Origin of the sequence: Neobacillus rhizosphaerae, from assembly GCF_050477885.1 — a bacterium.
In the GTDB taxonomy this organism is placed as follows: Bacteria; Bacillota; Bacilli; order Bacillales; family Cytobacillaceae; genus Neobacillus; species Neobacillus rhizosphaerae_A.
Genome location: NZ_JBCNAC010000066.1, coordinates 53,711 through 65,772 on the forward strand (window position 1 = coordinate 53,711; position 12,062 = coordinate 65,772).

The following is a 12,062-nucleotide window of genomic DNA, read 5'->3' on the forward strand; positions in this document are numbered from 1 at the left end:
AACTCTTACCCCCTAGACTCTTTATAGTAATAATCAGGAATAACGTTGACTTTCATATTAAACTTTCTAAAGTGAGCTTCATGTTCACTTGACGGTAAAACGTCATGACCAACGTAAATCACCTTACATTCCTGGTTGTTTGCTATGTTATTAATAAATTCCTCTAGTTCTGTATCTGTAAGGATAATTGCAATCTTGGTATTATCAGTGAAATTGATAAAATGCTCTAGTTCTACAAGCTCTCTAACACTCTGAAGAAGTTCATCAGCATACTCGTAGTAAACTTTATTTTCCGTTTCTACAAAGTCAACCTTGAAATACTTTAAGCTTGTTTGGTAAGTCGTATCTGACTCAATTACTCGCTTAATCCTCTCATATGTTACCTCTTTGCAGATATTGTTTTCATTATCGGTAACTAGGATAAACTTTCTATTACCGCTATCCTCTGCATTAAGTTCAATAACAGCTTGACCGGTAGTCCCAGAGCCAGCGAAAAAGTCCAAAATAGTACAATCCTGATTTTCATACGTAATTGAATCTATTAATTCTTTCATTAAAGAATTGGACTTAGGGTAAGCAAAAACACCTTTCTTATTAAAGAACTTCTCTAGCTCCATACTTCCATCACTTTTTGTACTAATAATTGAGCGAAGCAACATTCTATCCACGTCTTTAAGCATTTTTATTGCACTAGGTTGCATATTTTCGTCCTTCGAGAACCAAATCTCTCCGCACATATAACTACCGTCGTGCCTTTCAATTATATTTTCGTAATCCACTTTACTCTTAAATGTAGTCTCACTCCAACGCCATCCTCTATCTGGTATTTTAACTGGCTTTTTGGTTACTGGGTGAAGAACTTCATATCTCGGCCCATATGTATTTCCGTTCGGCCAACTAAGATTAATCTTTCCCCAAACTTCATAGTCTTCATTTAAAGCGTTATATAAGGTAATACCTCTGTCCCATTTGTTCTTGTTAAATAATTGTTTTAGCTTTATTTCTGTCTCTTTGATTGACAGTTCTTTCTTTTTACAGTCCTCAACTAAAATGTCTATTTCCTCTAAGCCATCCTTACGCATTTTGAACTTATATTTAAACCCAGAATGCTTTGCATATAGAAGAATATATTCATGAATACTGCCAATTCCTTTATCATTCTTCGGAACCCTCTTATTCCAAATCAAGCATTCAATAAAATTTTGCTCACCGAAAATTTGGTCACACAGCATTTTTAACTGTGCAAATTCATTCTCATCAATACTAATGAAAATGACACCCTTTTTAGATAGGAGGTACTTGGCAAGGCTTAGCCTTTTCTCCATAAATGACAACCATTTTGAGTGACGGAACGTATCCTTTCCATCAACCTTTTTATCCGAATAAGTAAAACCCTCTTTGAGCGTATTGTAAGGAGGGTCAATATAAATAACGTCAATTGCTTCCTTATGGGTTTTCTGAAGAAGTTCTAAAGCCGCTAAGTTATCTCCTTCAATCAAAAAGTTCATATCCCCACCGTTATCAATAAAAAGCTCCTGTTCTTCTTTTAAAACAGGAATATGAGTTTCTAATTTTTCGTCTATACCTTCTTTGTGTTCTTCAAATACCAGACCGTATTTTTTCCCATTTAAATCATTTTCAATTTCACTAATGTAACTTAAGAACTTTCGCATGCTTTCGTCGTGTGAATTTTCCTCAACAAACAATTTAAGTTCATTGAGCTTCTCATTTAAATCTTCCCTTTTTTGTTTCGCTAAATTTGTACTCATTTTTTGTCAATACACCTACTCTAGTAAAATAAAATTCGCTAATTCCATTTTACTAGATTTTACAGTGATATTTCGACAAAAATGTTACAATAGGTTACAAATTATTTACAAAAAAAAAGAGAAGCCCATAATTAGAGCTTCCCTCAACTGACCCATTCAACGAAAGAAGGTATTCTCAAAAGTCCCTTTTTCGTTAGGTTTCGGTATTTCACTTTCAATTTCATTTTTGGGTCAAGGAAAACAAACTTGTCATTTTCCTCTACAATAAAATCACTGTATTGCTTATAAAAAGCTTTTCTTTCTTCTGGAACCATGAACTCAAGGAGTCCAGCATATTTCCCATTCTGGAAGTTTAAGAGAAGTCCAAACTCGTCTTTTCTTAACCCAGAGACATAAACGTCCTCTAACTGGTAATTAATAACCTTGAGCCAATCTTGTGAGCGTTTGTTTATTTGATAGAGCGAGTCAGCTCGTTTCTGGACAATTCCCTCCAAGTTATGTTCCTTTATTAGCTCAAAGTACTGTTCAGCGTTTCCCTTTATCCACTGGACTTTGTTCAACCTCTTTGAGTCCTCTGGAATTGCTTTTGTAAGAACCTCTTTCCGTTCCAGCAAAGGACGGTTTGTGAGCTTCTCTCCCTTGAAATAGATAATGTCAAAGACACAGAAAGAAATTTCGTGACCAGACCGTTTAGACATGAAGCGTTCCATTGTCGCTTCAAAGTCTGGTTTCCCTTGTTGGTCTGTGACAACAATTTCACCGTCAAGAACCGTTCCGTTGGGAATAGGAAGACTCAATAGCTCTGGGAACTTGGAAGTAATGTCATTGTTGTGCCGAGTATATATTCGGACTTTATCGTCAAACTTTGTCCAGACCGTTCTGAAACCGTCCAGCTTAAGTTCTGTTATATATGAATTGTCGTCGAATGGACGTTCTGATTTGTGTAATAGCATTGGTGAAACAAACAAAATAAATCAACTCCCATTACCATTTTATCACGAGGAAGTCTCGTTCCCCTCTGGGAATTGGAGACAAAATAAAAAGCTACCCATAACTGGATAGCAGTTTAGTAAAATTACTTGTTCTTCTTTGATTTGTAAGCTTCAATAAGAAACACTATATTGGTTGCACATAAATGTAACCCATATGCTACTGTATATCTCGGGAGCGGAACGCTCTTTTCACCTTGACCATGAGCATGTTTATTTCTAAGAACTGGCTGACCCATTAGTGAGTTTTCAACGTATTCGGGTATAACTTCATTTTTTATTAAAAGCTTAATCAAAGGATTAGCTGTCTCTTTCCCTGTAAGCTTGATATTAAGTTTTGAACATATGGTCTTCATAACGCTTTCAAATGCTTTCCCAGCTTCAACAATAGCTTCTTTATCTCTACCTTTCTTAAAGTGTTCATGAGCGTTCATAAACTCTTCAGAAGCTACTTTAAAACCTTCACCAAACATTAGGTTGACTGCTGGCTCCACCGCTTCTCGATAAATATAATCTGAATCCACTCGGACTATCTTTCCATTAAGGTATTGATAGCCAATTCCATGTTCTTGGAACCGTCTATTCAATTCGTCGATTGCGTCATCTGGGTACTGGGTTATCCCTTTTAAATTCCAATACCAATGGTCATTTCTTATATCTGTATCTATAATTCGGAAAGTAAGTTCAATAATATCAAGCACTTTTTCCACAGATTTTTCATCTTGCATAAAAGCAAAACATTCTTCAATGTGGCTATACCCATTCTCACTTAATCTCACTACACCGTACTCTTTACACAAAGCTTTGTGAATACTACTCCAAGTTTCGTTTGAACAATGATTTGAATCATAATATGAGTTTGGGTCGTAGTGACCAATTGCATCTCTCCAAATGTGTAAAATCTGTATTCTCAAAGGTTGTGGTATTTCATTATATTTAAATATAGACTTTTGTTTTCCTCTGTTTCTTTTAGAGAAAATATCTAGAATCGCCAAGTGTCAGTCCCCTTTCACCTTTTAGATAATTATACCATTAAATTGCCAATATTCTCTATAAAGTGACAAATGAAAAAAGCTTCCAAAGAGGAAGCTTAGAGTTGGAATCAGTTCTGGAATGTAGGAATCGTGGTTGAAGGTTTTTTCTAACTTATGGAGAAACATAGGAGCAAGGAGTAGTAATTAAAATGTAGGGTATTACTTCTTTCTTTTTACGCGAGCTTGAATGTCATTCAACCTAACAGTGAAAAACATTCGATAAATGGTGTTACCGTCTTCTTTCGCAATGTCGTGGGTTACATAGTTAGCTTTAAGTGTCCTAAAATCTCTGTCTATGATAAAACTTTCCTGACCATCACTTTGACCAAATGCCGCAAGTATCGAATCAGGCATTTCGCTGTTAGGGTATTCAACCTCCCTAAACGTTTCACGAGTCAACGCATTACAAAATTCAACCTTTACCATAAAACACCTCCTAATTTTATACAATTAAATTATATAACAATAACGCTTTCCTAAATATGGACATTTTACGACAAAAAAAGAGAGAAGCCTATAAAAGCCCTCTCACTAGGTTTGTTATATCTTCCCTGTCACATTTTACTTTCTCAAGCTCCAAAGTCCTTAACGACTCCCTTTTTATCCATTTCCAAAACTCCAAAGCCAATTGCTCTCTTGTTTTGTTTTTGTAAAGCTTGAACTCTCCGCTTTGGGATACCCTTTGCCCAAACTCAAGAGAGATATAATGAATTTCAATTACGACTGTTTTCAATGCGGTTCTCTCCTACCAGAGATTTTTCAAAGGACTATAAATGTTGTGTTGTTTCCTTACGTCTATGTTGGTCATTTGAATATATTTCCGAGTCATGCTCATATCGGAGTGACCGAGTATTTTCTGAAGGGAGAATGGGTCTCCCCCATTCATGATATAAAACAAAGCTCCAGTGTGTCGGAATGTATGAGGAGAGACTCGTTTTCCTCGGACTCCAGCAAGTTCACCAACTTCTCTCAATCGTGTTCTCCAAGTGTTTGAGCAAATTGGTCTCCCGTCGTAAGAAAGAAATAAATGTTCTTCTCCAAAGTCCTCTGACTCTGTCATGTACTCTTTTAACATTTTTGCGGTTTTACTGGAGATAGGAACTTCTCTCCCTCTCCTAGTTTTGGTCGTGTGAGCTTCAAGCTTTATAATTCCGTTCTTTAGGTCAACCAGACTCCGTTTCATTTCGAGAAGCTCTGAAATACGAACCATAGAGTCAAGCAAGACCATGGTCATGACTTTGTCTCTGAATCCAACATAGGTTGACGTGTCAAATGTGTTAAGAATTGATTTCACTTCAGTTTGTGTGAAGCTCTCAATCGTGTCTTCCTCTGTTTTAATAGGTCTGAATTTCTCATGAACAGGTAAATCAATAAGACGCTCTTTATATGCCCAGCGAAGAAATGCTCTCATGGTTCTGACCCTTACGTTAACGGTCATTGGCTTTAAACCTTTGTCTTGAACCATATATTGAATATAACTCTGGAACGGCTCATAGTCCATTTCTTCTCTCGTCAAGTCTTCTTCCAAGTAGTCCATTAAATATTGAAAATGGACGTAGTATTCCTCAACGGTTCTCGGAGCAAGTCCCTCACTTTGTTTCTCCCACATAAAACGCTGGAACATTTCGCTCATGGTTAGTTCCTCTAGGATTTGAGTTTCGACTTTGGTCTCTCTGGAATGTTTCCTCTTGGACTTTCTAATTGGTTTTGTCACCATAATAAAAAACCTCCAAAATAATTATATTTTGAAGGTTTCGGACATGAACGGTTTCGGTTTTCGGTTCTCCCCAAACTCGGTCTAAATTGGGAGGAGACCGTGTGTGTATCAAATTCTGGAAATTGGGTCTGACCCCTCGAAAACCCAGAATTGGCGGGACTGTGTGGGAATCGAACCCACCTGACCTGGCACGCAGGTCACAAGCGGTTTTGAAGACTGTGGAGGACACCAGTACCCCATTCAGCCCCATAGATGTAAGGCTACAAGCTGTTTTTACTTTGACTAACAGTCTCTTAACCATTCATATCATTTGTAATCATAATACAATGGAATATAGTATTAATCAATAGAATGAGCTTATTTGTCACCTTTTCGACATGTTTTGCAAATGCTGATCAAAATCCACATCAACCACATAACTAGACTCTAATCCCCAACTTTCATTCAGTTATGGCAACTACTTGTCATCCCAACAAAAAAAAGTCTATAATAAGATGAAAAAATAGTTTTTGTAGGTGAATAGAATGCAGCAGTTGAGTGGTTGGTTTTTGTGGTTTATCATGTTCTGGGTCGTTTTTCTAGTAGGTTCATTCGCAATCGGCGGATTTTTTATGTTCCGTAAGTTTTTGAAAAAGATGCCTAAAGAAGATGGCAAGTCGAATATGGATTGGGAAGAACATTATGTAAATGAAACACGTCACCTATGGGGTGCTGAAGAAAAGGCTCTACTTGAGGATTTAGTCAGCCCGGTTCCTGAGCTTTTCCGAGATGTAGCTCGTCATAAAATCGCTGGGAAAATTGGCGAACTTGCGCTTAATGAGAAAGTTGATATGATTACTGAAGAACTGGTCATTCGTGGTTATATACAGGCAACACCAAAAAGAGATCATAAATTTTTACGCAAGAAGCTTTTTGAAAATCGAATTGATGTAAAGCCGTACGAGCATTTATTCTAAACCGTCCATCTTGGGACGGTTTTTATTTTTCCAAAATAACAAAAACACTGACTCAAATTGAATCAGTGTTTTACTAGTTTTTAATGTCTCTTTAACCCTTTATATAGTTTCATATAAGAACGATACATCGCGATCCGCCACGGAACAATCATGCTGAACGCGAGCAGGAAGAACATTCCGCTTAGCTGGCCAAAATCAATCGTGCTGCTCAAGATCGATTTAGCCACAAGACGGACGACTAATAATCCGACTAAAATAAACACAAATGCCTTTGATCGTTTTAAATAAATATCGTTGTCACGGACCTCAAACTTGGAGGTTTTGATTAGTAAGATAGAAAAAAGCATCCCGACGATTACGGCCTCTAAAATTTCCATAGGGGTTAAGCGAAACTCTGGTACCACATACATCAAGGCCCCACTGGACATGAAAACAGGCGGTAGAATAATCTTTTTTACATTTGCAGGTTTCTTTGCGGCCTTCATACGAACGAACAATACGAAAAAGCCCATAAAGACTGCACCGATTGAAGAAACAACAACGTAGTTCATTGGGTTCAATCTTCCTTTATCTAATTATTTACTTCCCCATTATAGCTTAAATGATCACGAATGAAAAAATATTTTCACTGTATCGGCATCCATTTTTGAACTACATCAGTTAAATTTTACAAATCTTAGAATCCACTAAAGCCGCCAAACATGCTTTGGAAGACGATAATGATTTTTGTCATCCAGTCAAAGAAAAGTATAACACCCATGGCAATCATAATGTAACCACCGATTTTCACAATCTTGCCGCTGTTTTTGCGAATCCATTGCATCCTTCCAACAAAGAAAGATAAAATCAAAAATGGGATTGCAAACCCTAGGGAATAGGCTGTCATATACAAAACACCTGATCCAGGATTCGATCCCGCAAGCAGGATAACTGATGATAGAATGGGACCTGTACACGGCGTCCATCCAGCAGCAAAAGCCATTCCAATTAGAACGGAACCGATAAATCCAGATGGTCGATTTTTAAACTCTAATTTCCGGTCTTTCATCAAAAATTCCGGTTTAAATACACCAACAATCATTAATCCAAATAAGACGATAAAAATACCACCAAGCTGACGAATTAAATCTTTGTATTCATAGAAAAAGCGTCCAATAAAAGACGTACCGAATCCAATTGCTATGAAAATAGCTGAAAACCCTAAAAGGAAAAAGATCGTATGTAGAAGACTTCGCTTTTGAAGCATAGCATTTTCAGTTTTTAATTCCCCAACAGACATGCCCGTGATATAAGACAAAAATGCGGGATAAAGCGGTAAACAGCATGGTGAGATAAAACTTAAGAATCCAGCACCAAGGGCCAAAAATATATTTATATCCGTCATATTAACACTCCCACTATAGTCGATACTTCTTCATTCTAACAAATCTTTTCACCAAATGATAATGATTAAACATGAATATTTTGTGTCTCTAAGCCACCACTTCAAAATCTATTTATTTTTTCCAACTAGCACCTAAAATGTTGGATATTTATTTACAAATCTCTTTGAAGTAATTTACATTATAGGTTATACTAGTAAAACAATGTCATTTTGGTAGACTTGTATTCAACTACCACCAAAACCTAGGAGTTACTCCGGAAAGGAAATCGGCCGTGATTAAACAAGAATTAATTACCTTAATTGAAAAAAAACGTGCTGAATTAATTCAAGTCGCAATAACGAACGGCTTGTCTTCCTCCGTGGCAATTCGCTATAGTCAGGAACTTGATCACCTTTTAAATGAATATAATAAAGTATATATAAAAAAAGTTCCATCATCGGCTTGCTAGAGACAGCTCCCACTCAAAATGGTTCCTTTCAATAGAAAAAGCCTGGCAATCACATGCCAGGCTTTTTCTATTAATTTACAACATCCTCTAGGCGCTCCACGCCACCATTTTGCAGCAGGAACATCTTGTGGTATAAACCACCAAGTGCCAATAGCTCTTGATGGGTACCCCGTTCTACTATTTCCCCCTGATGAAGGACGAGGATTAAATCGGCATCCTGTATGGTTGATAATCGGTGGGCAATGGCGATAGTGGTACGGCCCTTTCGCATCTTCGCCAAAGCCGTTTGTATGGCTTCTTCAGTTTCCGTATCAATATTAGCTGTTGCTTCATCAAGAACCAATATCTTGGGATTGGCTGCAATGGTCCTGGCAAATGCAATTAACTGCCGTTGGCCACTTGAAAAAGTAGACCCTCTTTCCACCACTTTATGGCTATATCCATCATCCAGCTTTTCGATAAAAGTATGGGCCTGAACAAACCTTGCTGCTTCTTCGACTTGTTCATCCGTCATCCCTTCATTATGTAGCCGAATGTTATCCTTTACCGTCCCATAAAATAAGAACGGATCCTGTAATACAAGCCCCATCTTCTCCCGTAATTCAGGTTTTGTAAACTCACGAATCGAAGCGCCATCAATCAAAATTTCACCACGATCAAATTCATAGAATCGCATCATTAGATTAATAATAGAACTCTTTCCGCTTCCTGTATGCCCGACAAGAGCAACCGTTTCACCTGGATTTGCTGTGAAAGTAATATCCTTTAATACATCCCTTTTTCCATCATAGGAAAAGCTTAGATTCTTAAACTCAATCTTTCCTTCTTCAATCGATAGGGTCTTTTCTTCCTTTTGAGCTGGAGCTAAATCTTCCTCATCTAATAATTTAAACACTCGTGAACCAGCTACAATGGCTTGCTGATACAAAGAGAGCCTCATCATCATTTGATTAACCGGCTCAAAGAAACGGTCCAAATAATTGATAAACGCATAGATGACCCCAATTTCTACACTGTGTTGAAAGGAAGAAAACCCGAAATAGCTTAAGACAAGGATTAAGGCAAAAATATAAATCAAATCAATAGCTGGCCGTAATAGCAATCCATCAATCTTTATGTTTTTCATTCCTGCATTATAATGCTTCTCGTTGATTTCTCCAAACTCATTACGAAGACGTTTTTCCTGACGAAATACCTGGATAATCGACATACCCTGGAGAGATTCACTTAACTTAGCATTCAATTGACTGAGTCGTTCCCGCATATCAAGGTAGAAACGAGAGCTTAATTTCCTATATAAATTCATGACAAATAGTAATATTGGAATAATAATGACACACATTAAGGCAAGTTTTACATTTAAAATAAACATGGCAATGAATATTCCTGTAAGCAAAAATCCACTTTGGATAAAGGTGGCTAGGACAGTAACAAACATATCCTTAATCGCTTCCGTATCATTCGTCACCCGCGATACAATACTTCCTGCAGGCGTTTTATCAAAGTATCTTAAGCCAAGTGATTGCACCTTCGAAAAAACATCAATGCGAAGCTGCTGGATAATATATAAAGCGATCTCTTGGAATTTTACAAATTGGAAAAATAATAGAATCGCTTTGACCACTTGAATGCCCATGTACACTGAACCAAGAACCAGTAATGGTTGATACTCTAGCCTCCCTGGTGTCAAATAATCATCAATAAAGACTTTCACTAAAATAGGAAGAACAATATCTCCAATGGTGGTTAATAGCAATAAAACAAAAGCAAACCCGATTATTTTTTTATGTGGTCTGGTGTAGGATAGAAGGCGAAATAAGATTTTCCTTTGTTCCCGCTCTGATAGTTGTATTTTCTCATCCATTTTAGTGCCCTCCATGCTCAACCAGCTCTTCTAGTTGCTGGCGTAAATACATTTCCTTGTACCAACCGTCACTATTCATCAATTCCTCATGAGAACCCCTTTCGATGATGCTTCCCTCATCCATGACAATAATAAAATTGGCATGTTGAATAGCACTTAAGCGGTGTGAGGTGATAATGGTTGTTTTCCCCTCACGATTCTCTCTTAATGATGTGAGAATCGCTTCCTCTGTTTTTGCATCGACGGCTGAAAGTGAATCGTCAAGCACCAAAACCTCTGGATTCATTAATAGGGAACGCGCAATCGAAATCCTTTGTTTTTGTCCTCCTGATAAAGACACGCCGCGTTCACCAACAATGGTTTGATACCCTTCCGTAAATTGAAGAATATCCTCATGAATATTGGCTAATGTTGCTGCCTTCATGACTTCATTCTCTGTTGCCGCTGGATTTGTAAAGGCAATATTTTCTGCAACCGTTGCTGAAAATAGGAAATGATCCTGTGGGACATATCCGATCGCTTCGCGTAAACTTTCTAGTTTATAATTCGCTAACTTTTCTCCACCAAACAGAATATCCCCCTTATAGCCCTCAAACTCTCTAATCAGCAGCTTTAACAAAGTCGTTTTACCTGATCCTGTTTTCCCAACAATCCCGAGCGTTTCTCCTGAAGCAAGGGAAATGAAAATATCTTTCAGAATAGGTCGTAATTCCCCTGGATACGTAAATTCATCAATTTTGTATTGAATATCCCCATATGGCATCACATCTAATGATGCTTCCGAATCTGTTATCTCTACCTTTTCATTCAATAATGATGTCACACGATCGTAGGATGCACGGCCGCGTTCCACGATGTTAAACAACCAGCCAAACGCAAGCATAGGCCAAACCAATAATCCCAGGTATGCAGTAAAAGAAATTAATTCTCCTATCGTTAACTCTCCATTTAGAACATACTTCGCCCCAAAGGCAATCGATAGGAAAAAGGAAATACCGACAATAATGCTAATGGTAGGGTCATAGAGAGAATCGATTTTGGCCACAACAATATTTTTTTGCACCACATCTTCTGATTGCTTGCGAAAATCTTCAATATCCTCTTGTTCCTGCCCAAAGGTTTTAATTACTTTAATCCCTGTGATACTTTCCTGCGTTTTATCGTTTAAGGAGGAGAATGCCTCTTGGGCTTTATAAAAACTTTTATGTAACATCGACCCAAACCAGCTAGTTAACATCGCCATGAACGGCATGGGAAGTAAACAGATTAAGGTTAATTTCCAGCTGATCGTAAAGGCCATGGCAATAATAACGAAGCCTCCTGTTGAAAGGGAATCGACCAAGGTCAGCACCCCTGCTCCTGCCGTTTGCTGGATAGCAGAAAGATCATTTGTTGCATGTGCCATAAGATCACCAATGCGGTTTTTTTGATAGAAGGCGGGAGACATTCTAGTAAAATGCTGATACAAACGATTTCTTAAGATTTTACTAAGTTTGACCGCTGAACCGAAAATTCTAATTCTCCAGTAATACCGTAGGACATACATCGAGACCCCTACCGCGACAAGGACCAGCACCCACTGAGCAAGTATACCTTTTGTCATTGTCCCCTCATTGATATGATCAGCTACAATCCCAATAATTTTTGGCGGCACTAATTGCAGTACTGCAACAAGCATTAATAAGATAATGCCTGAGATGTACGCTTTTTTCTCTTGTCTAAAAAACCAGCCTAAATTTAAAAATACTTTCATTCAACCGCCCCCAACACCCTTAAAGTAACACACCCTTTTATAAATAGGCTGTGTTAAAGAACATTGTTGATTTTTAACTCCTGTTGATTGGAGCGGAAGGCGCGAAGACTCCTGTGGGAGTACGGTTCAGGGGAGACCCCGCAGGCG

The 12,062-nt window shown here is 37.9% G+C and carries 12 protein-coding genes and 1 tRNA gene; 2 read left to right on the top strand and 11 right to left on the bottom strand.

Annotation, left to right across the window (positions count from 1 at the left end; genetic code table 11):
* Positions 1-5: 5 nt before the first annotated feature.
* From ABES03_RS08740 to ABES03_RS08770, 7 genes are all read right to left on the bottom strand, one after another.
* Positions 6-1,769: a site-specific DNA-methyltransferase gene (locus tag ABES03_RS08740; RefSeq protein WP_430116898.1), complete on the bottom strand. Its 1,764-nt coding sequence runs from the start codon at positions 1,767-1,769 to the stop codon at positions 6-8.
* Positions 1,770-1,912: 143 nt separating this feature from the next.
* On the bottom strand, positions 1,913-2,737 hold the full coding sequence (locus ABES03_RS08745; protein ID WP_430116899.1) for a hypothetical protein: 825 nt from the start codon (positions 2,735-2,737) through the stop codon (positions 1,913-1,915).
* A gap of 107 nt (positions 2,738-2,844) precedes the next feature.
* Positions 2,845-3,753, bottom strand: coding sequence for an STM4504/CBY_0614 family protein (locus ABES03_RS08750; protein WP_430116900.1), 909 nt, complete (start codon positions 3,751-3,753; stop codon positions 2,845-2,847).
* A 198-nt stretch (positions 3,754-3,951) separates the two neighbouring features.
* Positions 3,952-4,218: a hypothetical protein gene (locus ABES03_RS08755; RefSeq protein ID WP_430116901.1), complete on the bottom strand. Its 267-nt coding sequence runs from the start codon at positions 4,216-4,218 to the stop codon at positions 3,952-3,954.
* An 88-nt stretch (positions 4,219-4,306) separates the two neighbouring features.
* A complete protein-coding gene (locus ABES03_RS08760) occupies positions 4,307-4,525 on the bottom strand; it encodes a hypothetical protein (protein ID WP_430116903.1) in 219 nt (72 codons plus the stop codon).
* A 12-nt stretch (positions 4,526-4,537) separates the two neighbouring features.
* Positions 4,538-5,509, bottom strand: a complete 972-nt coding sequence (locus ABES03_RS08765) for a tyrosine-type recombinase/integrase (protein ID WP_430116904.1) — start codon at positions 5,507-5,509, stop codon at positions 4,538-4,540.
* Between the two features lie 151 nt (positions 5,510-5,660).
* Positions 5,661-5,757, bottom strand: a tRNA-Sec gene (locus ABES03_RS08770).
* A 276-nt stretch (positions 5,758-6,033) separates the two neighbouring features.
* Between ABES03_RS08770 and ABES03_RS08775 the strand changes: the two genes are divergently transcribed.
* Positions 6,034-6,465, top strand: a complete 432-nt coding sequence (locus ABES03_RS08775; RefSeq protein WP_430116906.1) for a DUF2621 domain-containing protein — start codon at positions 6,034-6,036, stop codon at positions 6,463-6,465.
* 80 nt (positions 6,466-6,545) lie between these two features.
* On the opposite strand, the gene ABES03_RS08780 is transcribed toward ABES03_RS08775, so the two are convergent.
* Together ABES03_RS08780 and ABES03_RS08785 are read right to left on the bottom strand one after the other, a co-directional pair.
* On the bottom strand, positions 6,546-7,016 hold the full coding sequence (locus ABES03_RS08780) for a CcdC family protein (RefSeq protein ID WP_430116907.1): 471 nt from the start codon (positions 7,014-7,016) through the stop codon (positions 6,546-6,548).
* A gap of 125 nt (positions 7,017-7,141) precedes the next feature.
* A complete protein-coding gene (locus tag ABES03_RS08785; RefSeq protein ID WP_413301119.1) occupies positions 7,142-7,849 on the bottom strand; it encodes a cytochrome c biogenesis CcdA family protein in 708 nt (235 codons plus the stop codon).
* Between the two features lie 272 nt (positions 7,850-8,121).
* On the opposite strand from ABES03_RS08785, the gene ABES03_RS08790 reads away from it, so the two are divergent.
* Positions 8,122-8,298, top strand: coding sequence for an aspartyl-phosphate phosphatase Spo0E family protein (locus tag ABES03_RS08790; RefSeq protein WP_335530801.1), 177 nt, complete (start codon positions 8,122-8,124; stop codon positions 8,296-8,298).
* A gap of 70 nt (positions 8,299-8,368) precedes the next feature.
* Here the strand turns inward: ABES03_RS08790 and ABES03_RS08795 are convergent, their stop codons facing one another.
* Both ABES03_RS08795 and ABES03_RS08800 read right to left on the bottom strand, forming a co-directional pair.
* The gene (locus ABES03_RS08795) at positions 8,369-10,162 is read right to left on the bottom strand and encodes an ABC transporter ATP-binding protein (RefSeq protein ID WP_430116909.1); all 1,794 of its coding nucleotides are present in this window, start codon (positions 10,160-10,162) and stop codon (positions 8,369-8,371) included.
* Between the two features lies 1 nt (position 10,163).
* Complete coding sequence (locus tag ABES03_RS08800) at positions 10,164-11,915, bottom strand: ABC transporter transmembrane domain-containing protein (RefSeq protein WP_430116911.1); 1,752 nt, start codon at positions 11,913-11,915, stop codon at positions 10,164-10,166.
* Between the last annotated feature and the right edge of the window lie 147 nt (positions 11,916-12,062).

Bases quoted from the DNA above. Each gene is read 5' to 3' on its own strand.
- ABES03_RS08740 (WP_430116898.1), bottom strand. From the start codon at position 1,769: ATGAGTACAAATTTAGCGAAACAAAAAAGGGAAGATTTAAATGAGAAG.
- ABES03_RS08755 (WP_430116901.1), bottom strand. From the start codon at position 4,218: ATGGTAAAGGTTGAATTTTGTAATGCGTTGACTCGTGAAACGTTTAGG.
- ABES03_RS08765 (WP_430116904.1), bottom strand. From the start codon at position 5,509: ATGGTGACAAAACCAATTAGAAAGTCCAAGAGGAAACATTCCAGAGAG.
- ABES03_RS08775 (WP_430116906.1), top strand. From the start codon at position 6,034: ATGCAGCAGTTGAGTGGTTGGTTTTTGTGGTTTATCATGTTCTGGGTC.
- ABES03_RS08780 (WP_430116907.1), bottom strand. From the start codon at position 7,016: ATGAACTACGTTGTTGTTTCTTCAATCGGTGCAGTCTTTATGGGCTTT.
- ABES03_RS08785 (WP_413301119.1), bottom strand. From the start codon at position 7,849: ATGACGGATATAAATATATTTTTGGCCCTTGGTGCTGGATTCTTAAGT.
- ABES03_RS08795 (WP_430116909.1), bottom strand. From the start codon at position 10,162: ATGGATGAGAAAATACAACTATCAGAGCGGGAACAAAGGAAAATCTTA.
- ABES03_RS08800 (WP_430116911.1), bottom strand. From the start codon at position 11,915: ATGAAAGTATTTTTAAATTTAGGCTGGTTTTTTAGACAAGAGAAAAAA.